Source organism: Kitasatospora sp. GP82 (assembly GCF_029892105.1).
Classification (GTDB): Bacteria; Actinomycetota; Actinomycetes; order Streptomycetales; family Streptomycetaceae; genus Kitasatospora.
Window position 1 is genome coordinate 1 of sequence record NZ_JARZAJ010000066.1, and the last position, 24,514, is coordinate 24,514.

Here is a 24,514-nt window from a genome sequence, read left to right on the forward strand (position 1 = left end):
GTCACCCTTGACGACCTCTACAGCCTCGCGAGCACGGCAGGAATGACCCGCCCATCGGAGATCAAGACTGCGAGTTAATGCTCTGCGAGCCCTAACTTCCCGGCCTTGGGGGAACTTCATTGTTCGAGTGCCCCATGCTCAGCGCCGCCTTACCACTGCGCAGTGCGGCCGTGAAATCTCGCGTCGGATCGCACCCTGCCGCTCGGGCCTTGTAGGGCATCGGGATAATGATCTTGGATGCTGGCTGATGCGGGGCAAGGGGGCGGGGTGCGGATCAACATTCTGGGGCCGCTTCAGGTCGTGCGGGGTGGGGACGGGGCGGCCTTCGAGGTCGGCGGGGCGCGGCTTCGGCTGCTGCTGGTCCGGCTGGCTCTCGACCCTGGGCGCGTGGTCACCCGTGAGCGTCTGGTGGACGACCTGTGGGCGGACACGCCGCCGGAGGAGCCAGCCGGTGCCCTGCAGTCCCTGGTTTCCCGGCTCCGCCGGGCGCTGGGGGGTGACCGGACGGCGGTCGGTTCGCACCCCGCCGGGTATCTGCTGGATCTGCCCCGGTCGAGCGTGGACGCGTGGGACTTCGAACAGCGGGTGGCCGCGGGGCGGGCGGCGCTGACGGCGGGCCGGTCCACCGAGGCGGTCGCGCTGCTGGACGGGGCACTGGAACTCTGGCGCGGGGCACCGTTCACGGACGCCGCGAGCGCCGGGTTCACCTCCGCGCCGGCGGCCCGGCTGACGGAACTGCGGCTGGCGGCGGTCGAGGACCGGGCAGACGCCCTGCTCGCCCTCGGCAGCACCGAAGCGCTGCCGCAGCTGGTCGCCGAGCTCACCGGACTCTGCGTCACCCACCCACTGCGCGAACGAGCCGCCGTCAGGCTGATGCGCGCGCTCCACGCTAACGGGCAGCAGGCGGCGGCGCTGGAGGTGTTCGAACGTACCCGGCGGGCACTGGCCGAGGAACTGGGTGCAGACCCGTCGGCCGAACTGCGGGACGCCCACCTGCAGGTGCTGTCCGGCGCGAAGTCGCCGGCGTCCAGGCCGGCCCCGGCTCCCGCCGGCAATCCGGCCGGGCGGGCGGCACTGCCCCTTTGGCTCACCGCTCTGGTCGGCCGCGATGAGGCGCTGGCAGCGGTTCAAGAGCGCCTGCACCGCTTCCGTCTGGTGACGCTGACCGGGCCGGGCGGTGTCGGAAAGACCCGGCTGGCGATTGCGGCCGCGAGGGCCGCCCCGCCTGCGACGGACGTACGGCTGGCCGAACTCGCGGGCGTCGACGGGCCGGACGCGGTGACCCGTGCCGTGCTGATCGCGCTCTGCCGTCCGGGGGAGGCCGGCGTGCTGGCCGGCGGCCTGCCTGCCGGCGATCAGGCCGGGGATCCCGTCGACCGGATCATCCGGGCCCTGGAAGGCCGTGAGGTCCTGCTCGTCCTGGACAACTGCGAGCACCTGATCGAGGATGCGGCCCGGTTGACCCAAGCCCTGCTGGCCGCCGCGCCCCGGCTCACCGTGCTGGCAACCAGCCGCGAACCGCTCGGAATCACCGGCGAGGCGCTCTGGCCAGTGAAACCGCTCGCCGTGCCGGAGACCGGCTCCACCGCCCGGGAAGCGCTCGCGCACCCGGCCGTCGCCCTCTTCACGGAACGGGCTGCCGCAGCCTGCCCCGGCTTCACACTGGACCACGACACCGTCGAGCCGGTCGTCCGGATCTGCCGCGAGCTGGACGGCCTGCCGCTGGCCCTCGAACTGGCGGCGGCCCGGCTGCGGGCCCTGAGCCCCGGACAGGTCGCGGCGCGACTGCACGACCGGCTCCGGCTGCTGGACCGCGGCTCACGCACCGCTCCCGACCGGCACCGCACCCTGCGCGCCGTCATCGACTGGAGCTGGGAGCTGCTCGACGAGGACGAACGCGTTCTGCTGCGACGGCTCTCCGTGTTCGCCGGCGGAGCGACCCTCCCCGACGCGCACCTGGTCTGCGCCGAGCTTTGGCCGAGCGGGCCGGCGCCCGACCCGACGGCCGTGGAGGACCTGCTGGCGTCCCTGGTCGACAAGTCCCTGGTGGTGGCCGCCGGCCGGGAGACCGGGACGGTGCGCTACCGGCTGCTGGAGACGGTTCGCGCCTACGCCGCGGTACGGCTCGTCGAGGCCGGCGAGGACGACCGGATCGGCGCCGCCCACCTGCGCTGTTTCGTCGAGCTCGCCGAGAACGCCGAGCCCCGGCTGCGGACGGATGGCCAGATCGGCCGGCTGGCCCGGCTGGACGCGGAGCAGGGCAACCTGGACGCGGCACTGGGCCGGGCGGTCGCCGTCGGTCCGCCGGAGCACGCGCTGAGGCTGGCGGCCGCCCGGGCCTGGCCCTGGTTGATGCGCGGTCAGGGCCGTGAGGCCGGTGAGCGGACGGCGGCCGTTCTCGCCGCCCACGGCTGTACGCCGCCGCCCGGTCTGGAGCAGGCACACGCCACGTGCGTGATCCTGGCCCATCTCACCGCCCCGCTCCTGGAGAGCGGCGAGGCCCCGATCCCGCCGGAGGCGATGGGCACGGCGCTGGTCACGGCAGAGCAGGCCGACCACCCGGTCGCCCTGGCCGCCGCGCTGCTGCTCGCCATGGCGGGGCCGGCGGAAGCAGTGGGCGCGACGGCTAAGCGGTACGCCGAGCACCCCGATCGGTGGATGCGGGCCGCCGCCCGCTTGGTGCTCGGCCGGATCGAGTTGGGCGCGGGCCGGATCGGGCACGCCGAGCACTGCCTGCGGACCGCGGTGGACGGCTTCCGCGCCCTGGGCGACCGCTGGGGGCTGGCCATGGCGCTGGTCACGCTCGCCGCGCTGCTGTCCGTCACCGGCGCGGCCGACGAGGCCCTCGCGGCGCTGACGGAGGCCGGTGAACGGGACGCCGAGATGGGCGGTCCCGGGGAGGCGCCGTTGGCACTGTTGCTGGCGGGCCGGCTGCGGGCGCGCTGCGGCGAACCGGCCGCGGCCCGGGCCGACCTGGAGCGCGCGCTGGCCGGAGCCGAACGTGCCCGGGACCTGCACCTGCAGGCCGCCGCCCGCTACGCGCTCGGCGAACTCGCCCGGCGCGAGAGGGACTTGGAGGCGGCGATGCACGGCCAGCATGAAGTGTTGCGGCGCCTGGAGCAGCTGCCGGCGACCGGCCCCGGCGCCCCCGCGCGACTGCACCTGCTCGCCCTGCTGCACACCAGCCTGGCCCGCACCCAGCAGCGGCGCGGCGCCCTGGAGGCGGCCGGGCCGCTGCACCGCCGGGCCCTGGAACTGGCCGCCGGGAGCGGCGACCAGCCGGTGCGGGCGGACGTGCTGGAGGGGTACGCCGAGTACTGCCTCGACCTCGGGGAGGCGGCACGCGGTGCGGCGGCACTGGGCGCCGCGTACGGCCTGCGCGGGGCCCACGACGCGGGCGATCCGGAGCTGCGGGCCGTCCTGGACGGCTGCGCGCAGGCCCTCGGGGAGGCCGGCTTCCGGGCCGCCTGGGAGCGCGGCCGGGCGCTGTCGCGACCGGAGTCGCTGGCCCTGGAGGCGGGCTGACCGACCCCAGGAGCACATCGGCCGCGCCCCGGGGTGGGTGGCGCGGCCGGGCTGATCGTGCGATCAGCCGCTGAACGGCGGCTTGGTGGGGGCGCAGACCGTACCGGGGGCGGGCAGGACGCCGTCGGTCAGGTAGCGGGTCTCGTGCTCGGCGGCGCAGTCGCTGGGGTTGGCCAGCACGGTGTGGCCGTAGCCGTCGACGGTCAGCAGCCGCGCGCGGGCGAGCGAGCGGGCCATCGCGCGGGAGCCTTCATACGGCATGGCCGGGTCGCCGGTGTTGGCTACGACGAGGATCGGCGCGGAGGTGCGGCGGTCCCACGGGCCGTCGTAGCGGTCGCGGTCGCGGGCGGGCCAGTCGGCGCAGCGCTCGTCGGCCCAGGCGAAGTACGGGCCGGTCTCGCCGGAGCGGGTTCGGGCGTGCTCGGCCAAGGCGGGCCAGTCGGCGGCGGCGTGCGGGTTGGCGCTGTCCGAGCAGACCACCGCGAGCGCCTGGTCCGGAGACTGGCGCAGGACGGGCGGCAGCGGTGCGGTCTGCGTGGCGGACGCATCGGTGGCGGTCCAGAGCCCCTGGAGCGTGGCGCCGAGCCCGGTCCAGCCGATGGGCAGCTTCGCGACGGGATTGGTGGCGTACAGCGCGATGATCGTCGCCTCCACGGCCGAGTCGGCGGTGAAGGTCCCCCCATTGAACGCGACCGGCCGGGTGCGCAGCCGCTGCAGCAGCTCGCCGTACCTGGCCCGGGTCGCGGCGGCCGTTCCGGCGGAGAAGGCGCAGGTCTGGGGGCCGGCCTGGCCGCACTGGTCGAGGAAGGCGTCCAGGACGCGGGCGGTGGCCACGTCGCTGCCGTTGCGCAGCAGGGCACCCGTGGTGGCGGCCTGGTCTCCGCGGCCGGTCGACCAGGCGACCGGGTCCGGGGCACTGTCGAGGACCATCGCGCGGACCCGGCCGGGAAACAGGTTGGCGTAGGTGGCGCCGAGGTAGCTGCCGTACGAGGTGCCCAGGTAGCTGAGCTGCCGGTCGCCGACCGCCCGGCGGAGCAGGTCCATGTCCCGGGCCACGTTCGCGGTGGAGATGTGCGCCAGCAGATCGGGGTTGCGGGCCGCGCACTGCCGGGCCAGGCGCTGGTAGGCGTCGGCCCAGGCGTGCTGCTGGTCCGCGCCCTCGGGGTAGCCGGCGGCCGTGCCCGCCAGCAGGGCCTGCTCGTCCGCCGGGTCGTCGAAGCATTGGACGGGAGCGCTGCCACCGGTGCCGCGCGGGTCGAAGCTGACGATGTCGAAGCGCCGGCGCACCTCTTCGGGGAACTGCCCGAGCATCATGGGCAGGGCCGTGGTGCCGGCCGCGGCCGGGCCGCCGGGGTTGTAGAACAGTGAGCCGATCCGGTGGGCCCGGTCCTGCGCCGGGTGCCGGATGACGGCGAGGTCTATCCCGGCGCCGTGCGGGTCGTGGTGATCCAGCGGGACGCGGGCCGTCGCGCACTCGAAGCCGTCCGCGCACGCCGCCCAGGCGAGTCGCGGCACCGGGACGGTGTCCGGCGCAGCCACCGCAGTTGCCGGGCACACCGCGGCCAGCAGCGCGGTCGCGGCGGCACTGGCGACGAGCCGCCAGGAGCCTACCTCCCGTCGGTTTGTGGTGCGGAAGGCCCTGGGCCGGCGCCGTCCTGCGACCGGGCCAGTGGGAGGGGAGGTACGAGTCACGCGAGAGCCCTTTCGTCAACGGGCCGGGCGGTCGTCCGCGCTCCTCGGTCGCGGTGTACCGCCCGACATGTCAGACGGTTCCGCACCTCGGTGGCAGACCGCTGTCATCCCGCTGGCAGGGGGTCAGGCAGCCGTCCGGCAACGGGACAGTGGGCACTTGCAATTGCGAGAGGGCACACTGAGGGTACGAAGCCCCTTGGCGTGGTGCCCCTGCTGTGCCATCGCCTTGCCTTCCGGGTCAGTGGCATCGTCGGACACCAACGCGGCAACCTCTACCGCCTGGTAAACGGTCACGTTCGCCTGTCGGAGGAGACCGTGTACTACTCGCAAACTGCGGTGCTGTGATGGAGCACGCTGGTTTGAGAGCGCGGGCAGGGGCCGTCACCGCGCGTGAAGTTCGGGGCTCTCCGGTGTTTGGGTGAGGGTGTCGGCGTGTGCCGCCAGTGCCTTGATGAGTTGTCGGTATCTCTGCGTGGGCGCGTGGGTGGTCAGGGCTTTGATCACGCGGTGTTCCGGTCCGATGGGATCGGGGCGGCCGAGGGGGGAGAGCGGGGGCCGCATGGCGGGTGCCAGGCGCCATTCGCTGCCGGTGGCCTGGGCCCAGACGACCGCGGACGCGCAGTCGCGCAGGAGCTCGTCCGTGACGGGGTATTTCCCGGGCCGCCTGGGGACGAAGCCGGATTCCTCCTTGATGGTTTCCCAGTCGGCGGCTTGGAGGTGCCAGGTCGCGAGGCGCCTTCGGCGTTCGTGGTAGTCGATCGGGTGGGGGTCGTTCTCGACGTGCTGGGCGAGGCGTTCGAGCGCCTGGGTGAGGTCTTGGCCTCGGAGCTGGGGGAGGCGGCCGAAGGGCAGGATCCGCTTGGCCGGGTCGGTGAGCCAGGCCGAGGGTATGCCGAGGAAGCGGGCGGCCTCGCGCGTCGTGCTGGTCTCGGCGGCTTGGACGAGCTGGATGGCGGTCAGCCGCCGTAGCGACCGGAGGATTTGCGCATAGGCGGCGCGGTCGCGGCCGAGGAGGACGTCGAGCCAGGCCGCGGGGATCTCCTGGGGGATGTTCTCGGCCCGGTAGTCCCGTCGGCCGAGGGGCAGCAGCGACCTGCTGTTCAGCAGATCGGGCAAGGACGTCTGCGGGAGGCGCCGGTTGAGAGCGCGCGTGGCCTCGGTCCTGACCGTCGTCGAGCAGGTCGCCAGCTGGTTCTTCTAGGTCTTGCCCCAGCGCGGGTGTCGGCGGTCCGGGATGTGCGCCAGCAGGTCGGCCAGCCGCTCCCGGAAGGCGCCGGGCTCCAGTTGGAGGCAGCGGTCGGCGAGGTGGAGGAGGGCGGCGGTGGCCGGCGGCGGGGTGGGCGCGGCGCCGAAGGAGAACGCCGCCCGGTTGCTGTAGCCCCTGGCCCGCTCCTCGGGGGTCATGAGCTGTTCCCGCGTGACGAGGAAGTCGTCCAGGGCCGACTCCAGCCCGGGCGGCATGTCCGGCTCGGTGCTGTTCGGCCAGGCGGCGAGCACGACGGCGGCGACCGCCCGCAGGTCGGAGAACGTGCTGACGGCGTCCGAGGGGGCCGCGGCCGGGTCCAGCAGGGCCAGCAGCCTGTTCTGCAGGTCGGCGGTCTCGGCGGTGAGCGCGGGTTGCGCCGGGTAGTGGCCGTGGTGGTCCAGGCGGAGGCCGCAGAGCTCGCGCCGGTGGCGGCCCGGGTTGTTGCGGCACTGGGCGGGATGCAGCCCGCTGCTGGCGGCGGCGGGGACCAGCTGGCGGGGGCCGTCGGGGAAGCCGCCGTGGATCGGCTGCCGGCAGCCCGGACAGGTCTCGCGCAGGAAGACCTGGTGCCGCGGACAGGCGAAGACGACCGGCAGGTGCCAGAGCAGGCTCCAGGCGCCGCCGTGCCGGCGCTGGATCTGGGAGGAGTCGCCGGTGAGGCAGGAGGGGCAGCAGTTGGTGGGGCCGGCCAGGACCCACTGCGGGAAGACCCAGCGCGTTCGTTCCTGGCCGGCGCGGACCGGAGCGCCCGCGAGCGGCAGGTAGCGCTCGAGGAGGGGACGGAGGGTCAGCCGCTCGACCTGGTCCTCGCTGAGCTTGGCGACGCGCGCCAACCTCGCCAACGGGAGCGGTTCGAGCGACAGCAGGTGCCTGGCCGAGGTGACGGGATAGCCCTCGCGCGGGCTCAGCCCCGTCCGGAAGAACAAGTCGCCGGGGGCGACGTCCAGCCGGTGGCTCAGCCGCAGGAAGAAACCGGCGAGGCTCTCCTGCGGCAGCGGGACCAGGCTGCGGGGCAGCGGCCGGACGGCGTCCACCGGGTCAGCCCGCCGCGGGGGCGGCCCTGGGGCCGTGGTCGTCGAAGACCGTGTTGCGGCCGCGTGCCGGCCCGCCCGTGGCTTCGCCGGCACCGGTTCGGCGGCCTGGTCGTGGGCGGCCGCCGGTTCCGCGGGTTCCTCGCGGCCGATGACGATCCCGTCCAGGAGGGCTTCGTCCAGCCTCTCCCTGCCGCTGTCCATGGCCTCCTGGGCGCCGTCGGCGATCAGCCGGCCGAGGATCCCGACGACGCCGCCCGAGCGGCGCATCAGGTACTCAGGCATGTGCCCCGAGGTGAGCATGCCCTTCTTCGCCTTCAGCAGCCGCAGGTGGTCCTCGATGCCCTGCAGGTGGTCGGTGAAGTCCTGGATCGCCTGGGGCGTGTCGTAGCGGAAGTGGTCGAGCTCGACCATCTCGAAGCGGCGTTCGGTCTGGGTGACCTCCAGGCCGTGGACGCGGGCGCTCTCCAGCGGCGGCAGCACCCACTGGCGCGTCCTCGCGTCCCGCCTGGCCTCGCGCAGCAGGCCCAGGCCCGGGATGTTGACCCCGGTCAGGATGAGGGTGACCTGGAAGCCCATGAGCGCGCGGACCAGGTCCAGCACGTCCTGGTCGTCGGCCCGGTGCATGCGGAGCCGGTTGATGTCGTCGAGCACCAGGGCGCGGACGCCGTGGTCCCGCAGCGAGTCGGCGACCTGCCGGATCAGCTGCGGCAGCGTCATCTTCCGCCGCTCGGTGCTGAAGAAGTTCAGGATCGACTCGCAGAGGCTCTTGGGCGTCGCGGTGACCGGGATCTGGACGAACGCGATCGGCGCGTGCAGGTCCAAGGTGCCCTCGACACTGGCCGGGTTGAGGTGCTGGTGCAGGTCCAGCCACATGTCCTCGAACGCCGCGCAGACCGAGCTGACCGTGGCAGTCTTCCCGTGGTTGCCCGGACCGCTGACCATGATCCCGGGCAACGTCGGGGAACCCTGGTTGAGGGCGTTGCCGTTCAGGCGCCGGTTGATCACCTGGGCGACCTTCGCCGACATCGGCGTCTGCTGCAGCGGCAGGTTCACGTTCGTCAGCCGCCGGAACAGGTCCAGGTCCGCGCGCCGTCCGGGCTCCAGCCGTCCCCACTGGGCGGCGGTGATCCGGGGCGGCGGGACGAGCAGGCCGCGGGTGGCCCGGTAGTGCTGCCAGCCCTCGAAGGTGTCGCGGTGCGGGCGGGGACGCAGGACCAGCTCCGCGATCTTGGCCCGGGTCGGGACGCCGGCCAGCGGGTCCTCGCTCACATGCTCTCCTTCGAGGGGCGGTCCTCCGGCAGGTCCGTCACCGGCGGCAGCAGGAACAGGCCCGGGCGGCGCAGGGAGTCGTGCAGCAGCGGTGGTGCGACCGGTTCGCGTCTCGCGGCGGCCTCGCGGCGCCGGCGCCGCGAGGAGTCGACGGCCCGGGCGGCCTCGGAGGCCTGCCCGCCCGGCGGCGGGGACGGCTCGGTGGCCCTGGCGCGGTCGGCCGCGGCCTGGCCGGCGCGTTCGCTCTCGCGCGAGCGGGCCGTCCGGTCGCGCTTGCGCTCCCGGTTGGCCTGCTGGGTCGGCCACTGGTCGACCGGTGTGGTCGCGCCGAGGAGTTCGACCAGCACCGGCAGCAGTTCCTCGTCCGAGCGCGGGGCGAGCTTGCGGGCCCGGACCTCGGCCAGCAGTGCCTCCGCGCTCTTGTCGGAGAAGGCCGGGACCTCGCCCTCGGGCGGCAGCCCGGTCCACCTGAGGGTGTGCCAGGTGTCGTGGTCGACGGGGTCCTGGAAGAAGACCTGGCGCCGGTCGCGCCGGTCGCTGTGGACCACCCACTTGCCGGCGTGCTTGCCGTCGCGATCGGACGGCAGCAGGTAGCGGGGGTCGTCCAGGACCTCGGAGCGGTAGTAGAGCCCGAGGATCTGGACCCCTCGGCGCGGGTGGATCTTGACGTGGTGCTTGCGCAGGACCTTGTAGTAGGACTGCGGCTCGGGGATCTGCAGCGACCATCCGCCCTGCTGCATCGCCGCGGCGAACAGGGAGTTGGGGCTGTGGCCCTCCCCGGGGCCCCAGCAGGGCGCGTACTCGCCCAGGATCCGGTTCTGCCAGATTTTCACGATCCAGCCGGCGATCAGGTTCTCCATCTGGGCCAGCGTCAGCACCGCGTCGCGCTCCGGGTCGGCGCCGCGGTCGGCGACGTCGGTGCCGGTGATTCCCAGCAGGTGCTCGAACCTTGATGCCGCCGAAGGCACGTTCGACGGCGAACTTGTCGCTGGCCCGCAGCGTGCGGGCGGGCAGGATGGTGCAGCCCAGCTCCCGTTCCGCTTCGACCAGGGCGTGATTCTTGTACGGGCTGCCGTGATCGGTGGTCACGGTCTCGGGGGAGAAGAAGGGCAGGGCCGCGACCTTGTGGCCGGCGAACTCGGCGATCAGCTCGGCCGGGACGCCGGGGTAGGGCCACTCCATCTCCGCCCCCCAGCCCTCGCGCATCGGCAGGGGCAGCATCACGTCCCGCAGCAGCATCGCGACGTCGATCGAGGTGTCCGATCCCAGGGTGAGGCGGAACGCCGGCAGCGAGTGCGTGAACATATCCAGGCCCAGGGTCAGCGTCGCCCCCACGGCCTCGCCGAAGACCGTCTCGCGCAGCATGACCGGCAGCGGCGTGGAGTCCAGCGCCAGGACCTGGCCCGGGCGGTGGACCACCAGCCGGGTGCCGACGCCGACCTGGGCCGCGGCCTCGGCCGAGCGCAGATAGCGGGTCCGGCCGCCCCCGGGGCCGAACCACTCCGCCCAGACCCGGGCCAGGGTGAAGCGGGACGGGATCCGTTCGGTGGGGAAGTCCTCGAACTTCTCCGCCATGTACTGGTGCAGCAGCCGGTGCTTGGCCCGCATGCTGATCCGGGCCCGGTCCTTGCACTCCTCCCTCACCGCGAAGATGGCCTCCCGGACCTCCTCGGTGACCTTCGGGTGCCCGCCCTGGCGGCGTGTCCACCGGCCGTCCGCGCAGGCCAGCAGCAGACTCCCGCCGTCCGCTAGCGCCGTCAGCCCCTGCAGGGTGCGCAGGCCCAGGCCTTGCAGTCCCAGCCGCGCGGCCTCGTCCGGCGCCATGGCGGCCAGTTCGGCGACCTTCGCCGCCCGGCGCTCGGTGAGCGTGGTGGTGTCCGGGTCGTAGGCGGGCCGCGGCTCGCCCGGCCGGGCGCGGGCGCGGTGGCCGTCGCGGAACCCGGTCGCCGCCTCCAGCACGTGCTCGGCCCGGATCCGGGCCCGGGCGAGCTGGTCCTCGGTCAGGTCGGCCACCGACAGCGGCTGAACGGCCCGCGCCGGGCCGCCGACGTCGGCCGGCTTCCCGGCCGGCCGCAGGTCCGGGTGGTGGACCAGCCAGCGGATCGAGCGGTGCTCGGCCCGGCCTTCGCCGTCGACCAGGACCAGGCGCCCGAACTGCGGCTCGGCCGACTCGACGGTCCACGGCACCCCGTTGAGCAGGAGCCGGCTGCCGGCCGCCAGTTCCAGGTGGCCCCGCCCGCCCGCCATCACCGCACCTCCGCGGGCTCGCCGCTCGGCCAGAGCAGCGAGCCGTCGCCCAGTGGAGCGCCCAGGTCGACCCCGAGCCGGCGGTGCCAGAGCAGGTGGGTGGCGTGAGCGCGGGCCACCACCGGCAGGGTGGTCGACTCGACGACCTCGCCGAACGGCCGAGGTCCGCCCCGGACCGCGGCCTGCAGCTGCGGCTCGAGTCCGAGCCGGTCCGTCAACGGGCGGCGCTGCGAGGACAGGTGGTCCAGCACGCTCCACACGTGCCGGCGCCAGCCGGTCACCACCGTGTAGGCCCAGCCGCAGGCCTCGGCGGCCTCCCGGGCGGCCGCGAACTTCACCGCGTCCGCGTCCTTGACCAGGCCCTGCGGGCGGACGTCGAACAGCCACCGATCGCCGTTCGGCAGCACCGCCAGGAAGTCCGGCGTGTGCCGGGCCCGGCCGTGGACGTGCTCGAGGTCCAACGTGAAGGGCTGCGGCAGCACCTCGGCCACCCGCAGGAAGTCCAGCACGACCAGCAGCCGCTGTTCCTCCAACGACTCGAACCCGTGGTGACGGCCCGTGGACACCATGTACTGCAGGCCCGGACGGTGCCCCTGCCGGGCCCGCCAGGTGAAGCCTCGCACCGGCTGCGACGACAGCACCGGCACCCCGGCCATGTCCCGTACGGGCCAAGTCACATGCCCCTCGCCCACCAGCCACGTCCCGCTCCACCGCCGCGTCCAGCCGTCCCCGAGCCGCAGCCAGCCCCGGGACGGCGAGTCGTCGTACGTACAGGCCAGCTCCAGCAGGCCGCACGCATCGGATCGGATCGACGCCTTCGGCGTCACCGGGTCGCCCATGCCAACCAGGACAGCACCGGCCCTCGGTCCGCCGTACCAGATCACCGAAGTTGTTCGTAACTCACTGTGATCTGATCACTCCGCACGGGTGTACTCGCAAGGTAGCTTGCTCCACTCGCAACCTAGAACGCTCCATCACAGATCCGGCGGCTCCAGAAACACGCTTGAGGGTTAGCAAAGCATTAGATCCAACATTAGAAAGTGCACTACGATGCTCGGCAGGAGGTACGAGATGACCGAGGGGATGGACCCGATCGCCGCGCTGCTCGCGGAGGTCGACGAGGAGGAGCTGCCGCCGCCGGCGGAGCGCAAGCGGCTGCGCCGGGCCGCGAAGCTGACCCGCGCGAAGATGGCCCAGGCCGTCAGGGTGCGCGATGAGACGATCTGGGCCTGGGAGACGGGGCGGTCCGAGCCGCGGCCGCCGCAGCGCGGCGAGTACGCGAGGCTGCTGCGCGGCCTGGCCGAGCGGTTCCCCGCGCCCCAGACGGTGCCCGCCCCGGTGCCGGATCCGGTCGTGCCGGAGGCGTTCGCCGCCGCCCCGCTGCCCGAGCAGTCGGCCCCGGCGGTGCAGATGGTGATGCTGGACCAGAACCCGGACGGCTCGCTGCTGATGGCCGCGCCCGCGCCGTGTGTGCAGTGCGGCCAGCCCTCGGTCTACCGGGCGCAGGGGATGCCGATGCACCTGGGCGGGTTCTGCCGCCCCGCCTCCCCGGTCGCGGCGCCCGCCGCTACGGGCGGCCCCTCGTCCGCCGTCCCGGCCGTCCAGCCGGCCGCGCAGCCCGCTCCCGCCGCTTCCCCGGCGGCGCCGGCCGCAGCACCCCGCCAGGCCGCCGCTTCGGCTGGCGGTCCGGTGGCCGCGCCGCGCCGGGCGTCGTCGTCGCGGCCGGCCGCGTCCTCGAGGGCGCGCAAGGCTCCGGCGAAGAAGCCCGCGGCCGCCGCCGAGAGCGTGCCGGACTGGCAGCTGGCCGCCGCCGCGAAGTTCCCGGCCGGTCCGCTGGCGGTGCTCGACGTCGCCCCGGACGGGAAGGCGCTGGTGGCCTACCTCGCCGACGGCACGGTGGCCGCCACCGCCCCGGCCGGGCGCATGCTGGTCGACATTGTGGAGTGGGCGCTGGAGACCCGGCTCGGCTCGCCGCGCCTGCACCGGTTCGGCATGGACTCCGACCCGCTGGTGGTGCTCACCGACGCCGCCCTGGCCGAGTTCGGCCTGCCGGCGCTCGGTACCGACGAGAAGACGCAGTTCGTGCCGCGCCTGGGCCGCCTGCCCAAGACCCACAAGGCCGTGAAGCAGGTCGAGAAGGCCGGCTGGCAGCTCACCCAGCGCGGCCTGGGCAAGTGGGCCAGGATCTACCGCACCCCCGAGGGCGGCAAGCGCGTGTGCGTGCAGCTGTGCATCCCCGCCTGGGGCGCCCTCTCCGCCAAGGACCACTTGGACATCCCCGAGACCCTGTTCGCCGACCCGCAGGCGCTGGCCGTCCTGCTCGGCACCTACGCCAAGCGCGTGATCGCCCCGTGCGGCGGCGCCCCGGTCTGCGGCCTGGAGCTGATGACCGCGCTGCGCCCGCCCACCAAGCCGGTGCGAACCGAGTCCGGCTGGGCCTCCGCCCTGGTGGACGGGTCCCTGCACGAGGCGGTCGACCCGGCGCCGTGCGAGGTCCCGGACCTCCACCCGCTCGCGGCCGGCCGGGGCGAGGGGCCGGAGCACGTGATGGCCGAGGAGTCCTGGGACTGGACGCGCCCGCTCGACCTGCTCGACGACGCCGAGCGGATCCTCGCCTGGGCGGTGGGCCTGGACACGAACACCGCGTTCCTCGCCGCCGCCGGCCGCCTGGTCGTCGGCCTGTCCAAGCCCGTCCACGAACTCAACCCCGCCTTCGACAAGCGCATCCCCGGCGCGTGGCTGGTCGACCTGTCCGGCCTCGACCTGGACCCGCGCCTGCCGTCCCCGTTCACGCCGACCGGCGAGCGCCCCACCGGCCCCGGCTGGTACGCCACCCCGACCGTCGCCTACGCGGCGGAGCTCGGGCACGACGTGCGGCCGCTGGAGGGCTGGCTGCGCCACGAGAGCGGCCCGTACTTGGACCCGTGGCACAACCGGCTGCGCGGTGCGTACATGGACACCATGGCGAACCTCGGCGTCACCGCGGAGTTGGCCGACGGCGACGTCCACCAGTTCCTGGACGCGATGGCCCGCCTCAAGCAGGGTGACCCGGGCGAGCTGGCGGTGCTGCACGCGGTGAAGTCGACGGCGAAGGCTGGCATCGGCAAGCTGCGCGAGAAGCCGCGGGGGATGGGCTACAAGATGGGCGAGCGCTGGTCGGCGCTGGACCGGCCGACCTGGCGTCCCGACATCCGCGCGGCCGTCATCTCCGCCAGCCGCATCAACATGCACCGCAAGATGCGCAACCTGGCCGCCGCCACCGGCCGCTACCCGCTCGCGGTGGCGACCGACTGCGTCGTCTACCCGGCCGCCGGCCCCTCCCCGCTCGACGTCCTCCCCTACGGGCCGGACGGCAAGCCCGCCACGATTCTCGGCGAGAGCGGCAAGCCGATCACCGGCCTGCCGCGCCTGGGCGTCTCGCCCGGCCACGTCAAGCACGAGGGCACCAAGCCCCTCGCCGAGGTGCTGGCGCTGATGGCCGACGGCGTGAACCCCGGACGCCACGTCAAGGGCAACGCCGTCGCCGACGACCAGTAGCACCCCGGCCCGGCCGGGCCGGTACTCGAGTAGTTCCGACCCGGCCGGGCTGGCCCCGCACACCACGACCACCGCCAGCGGCCGCCACCCGGCGACCGGACAAGGAGAGGACCAGCATGGGGGATCAGCGAGGGCCTGGAGCGCGCCGAGCGCACCCGCCCGATCCCGCAGTCCGTCCAGGCCCGGATGCGCTTCCTGCTCAAGGGCGCCAAGGGCTCCACCAAGCAGCTCGCCCAGGAGCTCGGCGTCAGCCAGCGCACCGTCCAGCGCTGGCTCAAGGGCCAGGCCGCACCCAAGCCGGCCGCCGCCAAGGCCATCGAGACCAAGGTCCGCACGAAGTGGCAGCCCAAGGTGAAGAACCGGGTCCGCCGCCAGGCCGAGAAGAGCGGCTTCATGCTCCACATGTCCGCCACCTTCGGCTACACCGCCGCTGGCAAGTCCACCGACGACCCCCGACCGCGCATCATCACCCAGAAGCTGCCCGGCGACGTCGCCCGCCGCCTGTACGAAGCCGTGGACGCCGGAGCCAGCCAGGCCGAGCAGGAAGCGATCCTCGCCGACGCCCTCGGCGAGCACTACTTCCGCCAGAACGGCACCCGCGCCCGCGGCCTCGACGCCGAGGTCAACGACGTGGAATGGATGGACATCGAGCTGTGACCCCCTCCCGGCGGCCCCCGTGTCGCCGGAAAAGAAAGTCCCGACCGCCAGAAAGGCGGCCGGGACTTTTTCTTTGCGCCCACACCGCGCGAATCCAAAAAGGCACCTGGAGGAATACCGGCGAATCGAGCAGCTCGAACGCTTTGGCTCCCACGGGAGCCAAAGCGGCCCGGCCACCGCACCCGGCTGCGCTGCTCCCGGCGCCCGCCGGACCCAAGACGCACACTCCGGGCCATCACCGGCGGGCGTCTCCAAGGTGCCGTGGGTCGGACCTGCCTGCCCGACCGTGTCCACGGACAGTACGACATCCGGGTGGACGGACAGTTCGCGGTCCTTGCTGGCGGACAGCTCGTCTCCCGTCGCGGTATGACTTTTCGTCACCTGCCCGGGCCGTGGATGGCCAGCCCGAGTGTCCTGGTTGCCGACGTTGAGCTGGTTGGTGCGATCATCCTCAGATGCGAGAGATCGACAGATGCGAGAGATCGACGAATTGACCGATGTGGACGATCCGGCGTGGCCCGAGCTTCAGGCAGCGCTTGCGGCGACGACCGTGCCCGCGGAGGCGCTTCCTGTCGACCGGCCTGAGGGACGTCGATGCCTCTTGCAGATGCAGGTCACGGCGCGATCGGTGCTTGGTGCTCTTGCTCTGAACACGGGCGGGTTGCTCCTGGACGGCGGGTGGGTACGAGTGTTCGGCGGTGGTTCAGCCGCTGATGGGGCTCTGCCGAGCCTGGGGCGGATCAACAGGTTTCCCACGGCCTTCGACCCCGTATGGCATCCTGCGGCTGGTCTTGTCGTCGGCCACGACGTCGTCGGCGGGGTCTTCGCGTTGAACGGCCATGACCCTTCGGCAGTGGGCCGGCCGGGGGCTCCCGGGCAGATGACCTACTTCGCTCCCGACACGCTTGAGTGGGAAGCAATGGAGATGGGTCACTCCGGGTGGGTCTCCTGGCTGCTCTCAGGCAGCCTGGAGACGTTCTATGACGGCCTGCGCTGGCCTGGTTGGCGGGAGGAGGCCGCCGCCCTGGCGCCGTCCCAGGGAATCGCCGTGTTTCCGTTCCTGTGGTCGAAGGAGGCCCAGGCGGATCTCGCGGCCACGAGCCGACGGGCAGTGCCGATGCGCGAGGTCATCGGGGTGGCAGCCGATTTCGCCAGGCAGATGGGGCCGGCCGATCCCGGATTCCTCGGCGAGGCGTGAGGCACCTCGGTCGAACCCCCGACTTAGGTGAGCGGGACGACGCCTTGGTCCGGCCGCTGGTGAGTTTCACCCCGGGACCTGGTGAGTTTCGCCCCGCTGAAACTCCCCACCGCAGGTCACGGGCCTGCGACACTGCTGATCATGAGTTCCGACCGCCGCCCGTTGTGGCAGCCCTTCTCCGAGCCCGCCACCGACAGGCCCGTCCAAGTCGCCGACCAGGCCCGGCTGCTCCCCGTCGACCGGGCCCCGTTCCTGGAGCCGCCCGCCGACGACGCGCCGTCCGCGCCGCCCGCAGTGCCTGGTGCCCGCCGTCGGCTCGGCCCCGGCCACCTCGCCTCCGCCCCGGACGACCGGAGCTGACCGCACCCCGCCGCCGACCCGCCCAGAGCCTCGGCCGACCGGGCCGGCACTGCAACGCGAGGTGCAACACGGTCAACGCAAGGGTGCAACACAACGACAGCGTTGCACCCCTGACCTGCGACGATATCCGCAAATAGGGCCTGGGGTCCTGTGTTGCACCCCTGCGTTGCACCCCGTTCCGAGCCAGCCCCCGGGCCCGGCGCTCGAACGGTTTGGCTCCAATTGGAGCCAAACCGCCCCGGCGGTCAGGCGCCGCCGCCGTCGTTGTCCTGGAGGAAGGCGACCTGGACGCGCAGCAGGTGAGTGTCGGGGTGGGTGTCCTCATACAGGTCGAGGACCTGCTGGTACTTGCCCGCGTCGAACAGTGCGCGGGCGGCCTGCTGTTCCTCGGTGTCGGCGAAGCAGATGCGGGCCAGTTCGGCGCCGGCCTTCAGCGCGGCTTTCTTTGTGCGGTAGACCCAGACGTCCAGGCGCCCGGATCCGGTGTAGCCGCGGTGGGCGAGGGTCCACACGGCGGGTTTGCGGGTTGTCTCGACCGGCTGCCCGGCGCGGTGGAGCTCGGAGGCGATCTGCGGGCGGATGAACCCGTCGGTGCTGGTGGCCATGGCGCTCAACGTAGCCCCGCCCGTTCGTCGGCCGGGCTGCTTCGTCTGGAACTCCACCGTGACGGCGACGCCCCCTGCCTGGGCCGGAGCTGGTTGGGTACATGTCCCTCATGGCGCGGATCCGGTGGCCGGAGGTGGTCGAGCGGGCCAAGCAGGTCGTGCTCGGCTACGGGGGAGACGTCACTCTCCACCAGGCGTACTACAAGCTCACGATGGCCGGGGTGATCCCGCACACTGCCTCGTCCTACAAGCACCTGTCCTCCCACCTGGCGAAAGCCCGCAGGGAGAACCGCTTCCCCGACCTGATCGACACGATGCGCCGGATCCACGAACCGCCGGCCTGGACGGACGCCACCGAGATGATCGCCCAGGTGCCCGGCTGGTTCCGCCTGGACCGCACCCGCGGCCAGGAAGTGGCGCTGTACGTCGCGGCGGAGAAGGACACCCTCAGAGCCCAGTTCACCGGCTGGCTGGACGAGCTCGGCATCCCGGTGATCGTGGTGCGCGGCTACGGCTCCCAGTCCTATGCCGACGTCGTACGCGACCGCGTCGCCGCCGACCCGAGAGAGGCGGTTCTACTCGTGGTCGTTCTCCTGGGCGTCCGCGAGTGTGGTGTGACGATGCGTCGCATCGGGTGAGACCGGGTTCTTCCCCGCATCTCTGGGGCTGTCGTGATCGTTGCGGCATGTTGCAGATGAGATCGGAGGAGACCCTTGCGGGCCTTTCCGGTGAGGCTGCCGTCCGGCGTCCGATACTGGACGGTGGTGGACGAAGACGTCGTGGTGGTGCCGAGCGCGGACGCGTTCTTGCGGCACGCGAGGTTCGGTCGGGACCAGACGGAGCTGACGACACGTACGTACGCAGGGCACGTCGCGACCTCGGGCTGTTCATGGTCTGGCTGAAGTTCGGCTCGAAGGAGGCGACAGGCGTCGCCCAGCCGACCGGGCGCGGTCTGGTGCTGTCGGGGCCGGGCGCGGAGAGCGCCCGGCAGCCGGCCCGGATCGAGAACATCCTGCCCGGCGTGCGGCAGTTCCTGCTGCACGGCATACCGCGAAGGCCGGGCCAGCGCAGGCGATGTCCCAGCTCTACGGGGTAGCCGAGGACTGGGAGTTGCCGCCCGAGGCCCGCGGCGTGGACGCGACCGGTTATCGGATGCGGCCGCGCCACCGGGTGAAGGTGCCGCGCAAGAAGGGCGAGCGGGCGACGGACCGGGAGATCGTGAGGCTGTTCCTGGCAGCCCGCATCGCGCGCGACCGGTTCATCGTGCTGCTGCTCGGCCGGGCTGGACTGCGTCCGGGCGGTGCGGCGGGCCTGCAGCGCACCGATGACCTGACGATGGCCGACATCCGGCCCGGCTCAGTCGGCGAAAAGGCGGATCTGGGCCACCGCGGGTGGCATGAGGTACGGTCTGATTGGTTGTCAGTATTGCTCCAGGGGGGCGGATGACGGGCATGGAGTTCGCGGTCGGGTACTTGTTCGCCTGGGCAGTCCGCAAGGCGAAGCGGGTGGCCGGTCGGGCGGATGAGGAAGTCGACCGCACGCTGGATGCCGCGATGGACGAGCTTCACGACCTGGTCAGCCGCAAGTTGGGCGAGGACACCGCGCTGCAGAGGCTGGCCGATGAGGCCGAGGCTGGGCAGGAGGAGCCCAGTGGACGTACTCGGCAGCGGGTACAACTCGCCCTGGAGGATGCCGCAGAGCACGATCAGGGCTTCGCCGAGGCCCTGGACCGCGCGCTCGGGCGGCTGCAGTTCCTGTCCCGCACGGGCAGCGGAGTATCCGCGGGAGACAGCGGGCAAGCCATCGGGGGGAACGTGGAGATACGGGCCGACCACGCGTCCGCAGCTGCCTGGAACATGGAAAACGTGACCGTCGGAAACCCTCCGCAGCCGGGACCGACCCAGGGCTGAACGGGCCCGGCATCACTACAGCCCCTTCGGCCTCAACCCCCGCTCCCTCGCACTCGGTCCAGGCCACGGACCATGCGATCGCGGCCCACACCATCGGGCAGATCCACCAGCACATTGCCGAGAACCAGGCACCCCGCCCCGGCAAGCTGGAGGGTGTGGCCGACCGCCTCGCACAGGCGGTGCGCCGACAGTGGGAGACCGAGGCGCAGGTACGGCGCCTCAACGATCCTTTCCCGCTGTCGGTCGAATGGGTGGCCGCCGACGCGGATCTGGTGGAGTCGTGGCCGCAGTTGAGGGAGTTGGCCAAGGACTGGCCGGGCCAGCCGCCGGGCGGCTCCATTTGGGCTGCCGACGCGGAAGGGCTGGCCGGTCAGGGGGGTGAGATCGGTGAGGTCTTCGAGCGTATCCCCACCCGCCGCCTGGTGGTCCTTGGCGAGCCCGGTGCGGGCAAGACCATGCTGCTCATCCGCCTCCTGCTCGACCTGCTGGAACGCCGTCCGTCCGGTAGCCCGGTCCCGGTCCTGTTCCCCCTGGCCTCATGGGATCCGGCCCGGCAGGATCTGTACACCTGGATGGCCGACCAACTCGTCCGGGACCACTCTGCCCTGCACGCACCCGCTCCGACCGATCGCCTGCAGCGCAGCCCCGGCACCCTGGCCCGCGCCCTGCTCGAGTGGCGGCTGATCGTGCCCGTCCTCGACGGGCTGGACGAACTCCCCGAAGCCGTGCGTGCCCTCGCCCTGCATGCCATCAACCAGGTACTGCCGACCCGACAGCCGCTGGCGCTCTCCAGCCGCACGGCCGAATACCGCAGCGCCCTGACCCCACCGGCGGGGGCCACCGTGCTCTTGAACGGAGCCGCAGGCATCCACCTCCTCCCCCTGGATGCCGTGAAAGCGGCAACCTACCTGGAGCGCGACGCCGGCGGCTCCGGCACCCGGGCCGCGGCCCGCTGGCGCCGGGTCACCGCTTCGCTGGGTACCGGCACCCCCGTCTCCCGGGCGCTGAGCACCCCGCTCGGACTGTTCCTGGCCCGCACCATCTACAACCCCCACCCCGACGAGGACCTCGCCGGCCTCGCCCACCCCGACGAACTCCTCGACCAGGCCCGCTTCCCCACCCGCGAGGACATCGACACCCACATGTTCGCTGCTTTCGTCCCCGCCGCCTACCGTTCCCATCCCTACCACCCCACTCGCTGGACCGCCCGGCAGGCCGAGCACATCCTCACCTTCCTCGCCCACCACCTCGAATACACCCTCGATGGCACCCCCAACCTCGCCTGGTGGCAACTTCCCAAAGCCCTCCCCAAATACGTACCAGCGCTCGCAGTGGGTCTCACGGCCGGGCTTGTGTTCGGTCTCATGGGCGGTCTCGCGGCCGTCTTCACCGGGCTCTACACGGTCGGGATCATGGTTGTGCTCAAGTTCGGGCTTGTGTATTGGTTCCCGTTCGCGCTTGCGTGCGCGGTGATGGCGGCACGGGGCACCTGGCCCGCAAGAGATAGAAACCCAAGTTCGGGGCTCCGCTGGAGCTGGGGTGGGAAGTCGGTCGGGTTCGGTCTCGTGGGCGGTCTCGTGGGCGGGCTCGCCGGCGGCTTACTGGGTCTTTTCCTGGACAGCAGCGCGGCTATTTTCACGTATGGGGGCGTGGGCGGGCTCGTGGCTGGGCTCGCGGGCTGGTTCCAGGGCGGGCTCAGGTCGGTGCACCCTGACCTGGACAAGGCAGTGGGACCAGGCACGGTGCTGGCTCGGGATCGCCGCGCCTTCTTGGTCATTGCGCTCGTGGGCGGGCTCGCGGGCGCGCTCGCGTACGGGCTCCCGCTCGGGGTCATGGTCGGGACCGTGGGTCAAATCCCGTTCACCGACAATCCCAGCGCGGACGCGCCCGCGTTCGTCGCGATCGCGATCGAGATGGGGCTCGTGATAGGGCTCCCGTTCGTCGCGGGCGGGCTCGTGGTCGGGCTCGTTCGGTCGATGTGGGTGGAGTTTCTGGTGGCGTGGATTTGGTTGGTGGTACTGGGGCGTGTGCCTTGGCGTTTTATGAGTTTTCTGGCCGATGCTCACGAGCGGCGAGGTGTGCTGCGGCAGGTGGGGGCGGTGTACCAGTTCCGCCACCTCGATCTCCAGCGTCACCTCGCAGGACCTGGGAACTAGCCGGAGACTTCGCACATAGGCGTGAAGATCGATAGCCGACTGGCGATGGCATCGGAATCTCACGATGCGGACGTCGGGGTGGGGTGCGATTCTATGTCGAACTCTGCCAATTCAGGCATTCGATCTTCACTCTCCCGAGTGACGTGCGGAGGACGGGACTAGCTCCGTGCACCACACCTGTTGCATCCGCCGCAGTGCTCCAGACTGCCCCTGATCTGCGGAAATTCCAGCCGCACACTCGGGACGCCCCGGAGAATGGTCGGTGACTACGACCCGAGCGGTGAGCACCTGTTCAATGCGCTTGCCGAGGACGTGATCGCGTTTGCCCTGGCCGCCGGTGCCGAGGTGGAGTTCGAGCGGGTCGCGGTCACCGCCGAGCAGGTCACCGCCTACAACCTGCCCACCGCCCCGCCCAAGGCCACCGACCGCCGTTCGTTCTCCGGCACCGCCACCACCCAGGCCGAGGCCCTGCCCCCGGACATCCTGGCGGCCATCGTGCGTCAGGCCATCGAGGCTCGCCGCGACCCGGTGGTCCACCAGCGGACCCTGGAGCGCGAGGAGATTGAGCGCCAAGCCGTGCGCGAGAGGCTGGGGCCGGGCTAGAGTCCGTCTCTTTGGTCATCTAGTAGTGCTCTGACCGCATACGTTCACCGGGTTGGCGGTGAGACGGTCCGGGCCGGTTGGATCGAGGGACTCGGGGTTCGCCGGCGGCGTGGCGACGGCCAGGACAGCCCGACCCCGGGGCCCGGGAGCTGCCATCATGGCGCGGTGAGTCACACCGACATAGCGTTCTTCCTCGCTCCCGATGGCAGCGCCGCCAGCGCGCACCTGGGCGGCCCGCGCCCGCACCGGTTCGCCTCGGTGAGAGGCCACTACTTCGACGCATACGACGCGGTCGAGGAGTGGGACACGTACTTTGTCGGTCTATCGCAGGATCTCCCAGGACGCGGGCAGACCTTCTGGCAGCGGACCCGCTGCTTTGTCGGCCTGTCGCGGGATCTCCGACGGCGCGGGCAGACTTTTTGGCAGCAGGCCCGCTGGATCGTGCCTGTGAGCAATGACGGCAGCGGTATGTTCGCTCTTCCGCCCAGGCTGACTCGCGCGCTTGCCAGCGCCGGCGCCGAGGAACTGGAGGAACTTGCCGCCCGCTGGGCTGAAAGGCTCCGCCGCCTGGACGGCGACGACATGACCGACGACGACCTTCTAGCCGTCATGCAAGGAGTCGCACGGCTCGCAACGAGCACCGTGACCACAGGAGGTGACCTCTACTGCTGGTTCTACTGAGCCTCCGGAGGGTGCTGGCCGGTCTCGGCGTCGAGGAGTGCGCAACGCTCAACCTCAGCGACTGATCAGGCCGCCGCCGGTCGGCCGCCCCAGCGGAGGCCTTTCTCGCTTCGGATGCGGGCGCGCTCCTTGCGCTGGGCCGTGAGGACATCGGGGTGGCGGGCGTTGGCGTTGCGCCAGCGAAGGTAGGCGTGCAGTGCGCGGCGCGAACTGCTCGACCTCCACCTCGCCCAGCAGCGAACCCGCCCACCCGCCGAACAGCCAGCTCCTCCTGCCCCCGCCACCGATGCGCTCGCGACGTCGGCCGATACGGCCGCCTATGACGGCCCCGGTCCTGACGCGGGCGATTTCATCTCGGTACTGCGCGATCCGCTGCTGCGCGGCCTGGGCGGTGCCGATGTCCACGTCCCGTTGGAGGGCTCGCTTTTCGGCGACTACTGGGTGCTGGCCGGTTGGTCCGCCAATCCGGATGTGTGGCTGGTGACCGGTGAAGGTCACGTGGTCGGCTGGGTGGAGCGCGGCATCGGCGGCGTCAAACAGTGGGCCAGCCTCTACGAGGGCAGTTTCCTCGGTGACATCGCCACCCGGCAGCCTCTGCTGCATGACAGCCCCGCCGAGGCCGCGCTCACCGTCCAGCGGGCGTACCTGCAGAACGTGTGACTCCAAGGCCGTCGCGTGGCTGCCGACATCCCTGTCCGCCGGGATGCTCGGCTACACCGTGCTGCGTGGGATGGCCCGCTTACGTATAGTTACCGGCGAGCGGAGGTGTTGGCATGGACACCTTCGTGCTTTTGTGTTCGAAGGAGGATGGCATGGCGTTAGAGAAGGACGATGTGATCGTCTCCCTGGTGGGGGATGCCGACCTTGCCGCAGGCAGGCAGATGTGGGCGAGCAGTTCCTCTCAGGGACACGGTCCCGACCAAATCGGTACTTCATGGTGGGAGTCCGCGTACAAGGCCCCGCTCCCGCAGTGGATCCAGGTGGATCTCGGGTCACAGCGCACGGTGCGCCGGCTCGTGCTCAAGACGCCGGACAACTGGCCCGCGCAGAACCAGACGCTGACCGTGGAGGGCAGTGAGGACGGCTCGACGTTCACCACGATCCTCGCCTCCGCCCGCTACGACTTCACTCCTCAGACGATCATCGACCTTCCCGGGGCCTTGGTCCGCTGTATCCGGCTGGTCTTCACGGCTAACAACGGCCCCGGCCCCTGGGGCGAGCGGGGGGCTTTCCTGTCCGGGTTCGAGGTGTACGGCCTGCCCGGCGAGCAGCCCGGTGCAGAAGGCCCGCCCCTCCCCGAGCCCAAGAAGTACGTCGGGCCCGGTCGGACGTCCCTGAGCTTTGGCACCGTCCGCTCCTTCGTGGGCAGCGTCTGGCTGAACTTCAAAGGCGAGCTCAGCTGGGACGGCACGGGCGGCTACACCATCGACGGCACGCTGGAGGCGTCCAGTTCGAGTGACGCGCGTCGCTCCACCGTGTGGCTGGAGTACGGCGGCGAGAGCGAGTCGTGGAAGAAATCCAGCGAAACGGAGACGTCCAACGGACGCACCCAGAAGCTGCCCATCCGCCTGACCGGAAAGCTCACCCCCGGGGAGAAGCTGGAGCTGCGCCTCGGCTCATGGCAGGCCGGTGTCTTCGGTATCGGAGCCGTTGAGAATTCCGAGAAGCAGCAGTACGTGATCTCCTGACGTGTTTCCCATTCGAGCTTGACCCCGATGGACAGGTGATCCGGCAGGTCGAGCTCCAAGAGCCCGAGCGGACTCCTCTGGCCGCGGCGTCACTCGACGAGTGGCA

At 71.9% G+C, this 24,514-nt stretch carries 21 protein-coding genes and 1 pseudogene; 15 read left to right on the forward strand and 7 right to left on the reverse strand.

Features of this window, described 5'->3' with window-relative positions:
* Window positions 1–267 precede the first annotated feature (267 nt).
* Window positions 268–3,525, forward strand: a complete 3,258-nt coding sequence (locus P3T39_RS34830) for a BTAD domain-containing putative transcriptional regulator (protein ID WP_280703301.1) — start codon at window positions 268–270, stop codon at window positions 3,523–3,525.
* A 63-nt stretch (window positions 3,526–3,588) separates the two neighbouring features.
* Here P3T39_RS34830 and P3T39_RS34835 read toward each other — a convergent pair whose 3' ends face one another.
* The 4 genes from P3T39_RS34835 to P3T39_RS37675 all read right to left on the reverse strand — a co-directional run bounded on the left by P3T39_RS34835 (window position 3,589) and on the right by P3T39_RS37675 (window position 9,734).
* Window positions 3,589–5,040 (reverse strand): alpha/beta hydrolase, encoded by a 1,452-nt coding sequence (locus P3T39_RS34835; RefSeq protein WP_280703302.1) that lies wholly within the window; start codon window positions 5,038–5,040, stop codon window positions 3,589–3,591.
* A 558-nt stretch (window positions 5,041–5,598) separates the two neighbouring features.
* Entirely contained in the window at window positions 5,599–6,333 is a 735-nt protein-coding gene (locus P3T39_RS34840; protein ID WP_280703303.1) for a hypothetical protein, read from the reverse strand.
* Between the two features lie 81 nt (window positions 6,334–6,414).
* Entirely contained in the window at window positions 6,415–8,766 is a 2,352-nt protein-coding gene (locus tag P3T39_RS34845) for a TniQ family protein (protein ID WP_280703304.1), read from the reverse strand.
* Complete coding sequence (locus P3T39_RS37675; protein ID WP_348534420.1) at window positions 8,763–9,734, reverse strand: hypothetical protein; 972 nt, start codon at window positions 9,732–9,734, stop codon at window positions 8,763–8,765. The genes P3T39_RS34845 and P3T39_RS37675 overlap by 4 nt, the downstream gene beginning before the upstream one ends.
* A gap of 329 nt (window positions 9,735–10,063) precedes the next feature.
* On the opposite strand from P3T39_RS37675, the gene P3T39_RS37680 reads away from it, so the two are divergent.
* Window positions 10,064–10,237, forward strand: coding sequence for a hypothetical protein (locus P3T39_RS37680; RefSeq protein WP_348534421.1), 174 nt, complete (start codon window positions 10,064–10,066; stop codon window positions 10,235–10,237).
* 775 nt (window positions 10,238–11,012) lie between these two features.
* Here the strand turns inward: P3T39_RS37680 and P3T39_RS34855 are convergent.
* Window positions 11,013–11,852 carry a TnsA-like heteromeric transposase endonuclease subunit gene (locus P3T39_RS34855; RefSeq protein WP_280703305.1) on the reverse strand — a complete coding sequence of 280 codons (840 nt, stop codon included), beginning with the start codon at window positions 11,850–11,852 and terminating at the stop codon, window positions 11,013–11,015.
* Between the two features lie 232 nt (window positions 11,853–12,084).
* Between P3T39_RS34855 and P3T39_RS34860 the strand changes: the two genes are divergently transcribed.
* The 4 genes from P3T39_RS34860 to P3T39_RS34875 all read left to right on the forward strand — a co-directional run bounded on the left by P3T39_RS34860 (window position 12,085) and on the right by P3T39_RS34875 (window position 16,765).
* Entirely contained in the window at window positions 12,085–14,550 is a 2,466-nt protein-coding gene (locus tag P3T39_RS34860; protein WP_280703306.1) for a helix-turn-helix transcriptional regulator, read from the forward strand.
* A gap of 162 nt (window positions 14,551–14,712) precedes the next feature.
* Window positions 14,713–15,207, forward strand: coding sequence for a helix-turn-helix domain-containing protein (locus P3T39_RS34865; RefSeq protein WP_280703323.1), 495 nt, complete (start codon window positions 14,713–14,715; stop codon window positions 15,205–15,207).
* Window positions 15,208–15,679: 472 nt separating this feature from the next.
* Complete coding sequence (locus tag P3T39_RS34870; RefSeq protein ID WP_280703307.1) at window positions 15,680–16,405, forward strand: DUF2625 family protein; 726 nt, start codon at window positions 15,680–15,682, stop codon at window positions 16,403–16,405.
* 141 nt (window positions 16,406–16,546) lie between these two features.
* On the forward strand, window positions 16,547–16,765 hold the full coding sequence (locus P3T39_RS34875) for a hypothetical protein (protein ID WP_280703308.1): 219 nt from the start codon (window positions 16,547–16,549) through the stop codon (window positions 16,763–16,765).
* A gap of 245 nt (window positions 16,766–17,010) precedes the next feature.
* Here the strand turns inward: P3T39_RS34875 and P3T39_RS34880 are convergent, their stop codons facing one another.
* Window positions 17,011–17,370 (reverse strand): hypothetical protein, encoded by a 360-nt coding sequence (locus tag P3T39_RS34880; protein ID WP_280703310.1) that lies wholly within the window; start codon window positions 17,368–17,370, stop codon window positions 17,011–17,013.
* 101 nt (window positions 17,371–17,471) lie between these two features.
* On the opposite strand from P3T39_RS34880, the gene P3T39_RS34885 reads away from it, so the two are divergent.
* The 7 genes from P3T39_RS34885 (at window position 17,472) to P3T39_RS34915 (ending at window position 22,720) form a co-directional block, all read left to right on the forward strand.
* A complete protein-coding gene (locus P3T39_RS34885) occupies window positions 17,472–18,008 on the forward strand; it encodes a hypothetical protein (RefSeq protein ID WP_280703311.1) in 537 nt (178 codons plus the stop codon).
* A gap of 251 nt (window positions 18,009–18,259) precedes the next feature.
* Window positions 18,260–18,466, forward strand: a complete 207-nt coding sequence (locus P3T39_RS34890) for a hypothetical protein (protein ID WP_280703314.1) — start codon at window positions 18,260–18,262, stop codon at window positions 18,464–18,466.
* Entirely contained in the window at window positions 18,445–18,816 is a 372-nt protein-coding gene (locus P3T39_RS34895; protein ID WP_280703316.1) for a hypothetical protein, read from the forward strand. The genes P3T39_RS34890 and P3T39_RS34895 overlap by 22 nt, the downstream gene beginning before the upstream one ends.
* Complete coding sequence (locus tag P3T39_RS34900; RefSeq protein ID WP_280703317.1) at window positions 18,813–19,280, forward strand: hypothetical protein; 468 nt, start codon at window positions 18,813–18,815, stop codon at window positions 19,278–19,280. The genes P3T39_RS34895 and P3T39_RS34900 overlap by 4 nt, the downstream gene beginning before the upstream one ends.
* 155 nt (window positions 19,281–19,435) lie before the next feature.
* Window positions 19,436–21,436 (forward strand): NACHT domain-containing protein, encoded by a 2,001-nt coding sequence (locus P3T39_RS34905; RefSeq protein ID WP_280703318.1) that lies wholly within the window; start codon window positions 19,436–19,438, stop codon window positions 21,434–21,436.
* Between the two features lie 255 nt (window positions 21,437–21,691).
* The gene (locus P3T39_RS34910; RefSeq protein ID WP_280703319.1) at window positions 21,692–22,039 is read left to right on the forward strand and encodes a hypothetical protein; all 348 of its coding nucleotides are present in this window, start codon (window positions 21,692–21,694) and stop codon (window positions 22,037–22,039) included.
* Window positions 22,040–22,204: 165 nt separating this feature from the next.
* Entirely contained in the window at window positions 22,205–22,720 is a 516-nt protein-coding gene (locus tag P3T39_RS34915) for a hypothetical protein (protein ID WP_280703320.1), read from the forward strand.
* 65 nt (window positions 22,721–22,785) lie between these two features.
* Here P3T39_RS34915 and P3T39_RS34920 read toward each other — a convergent pair.
* Window positions 22,786–22,923 (reverse strand): annotated as a pseudogene (locus P3T39_RS34920) (IS630 family transposase); the annotation flags it as partial.
* Between the two features lie 208 nt (window positions 22,924–23,131).
* Here P3T39_RS34920 and P3T39_RS34925 point away from each other — a divergent pair.
* Together P3T39_RS34925 and P3T39_RS34930 are read left to right on the forward strand one after the other, a co-directional pair.
* The gene (locus P3T39_RS34925) at window positions 23,132–23,380 is read left to right on the forward strand and encodes a hypothetical protein (protein WP_280703321.1); all 249 of its coding nucleotides are present in this window, start codon (window positions 23,132–23,134) and stop codon (window positions 23,378–23,380) included.
* 152 nt (window positions 23,381–23,532) lie between these two features.
* A complete protein-coding gene (locus P3T39_RS34930; RefSeq protein WP_280703322.1) occupies window positions 23,533–24,408 on the forward strand; it encodes a discoidin domain-containing protein in 876 nt (291 codons plus the stop codon).
* Window positions 24,409–24,514 lie beyond the last annotated feature (106 nt).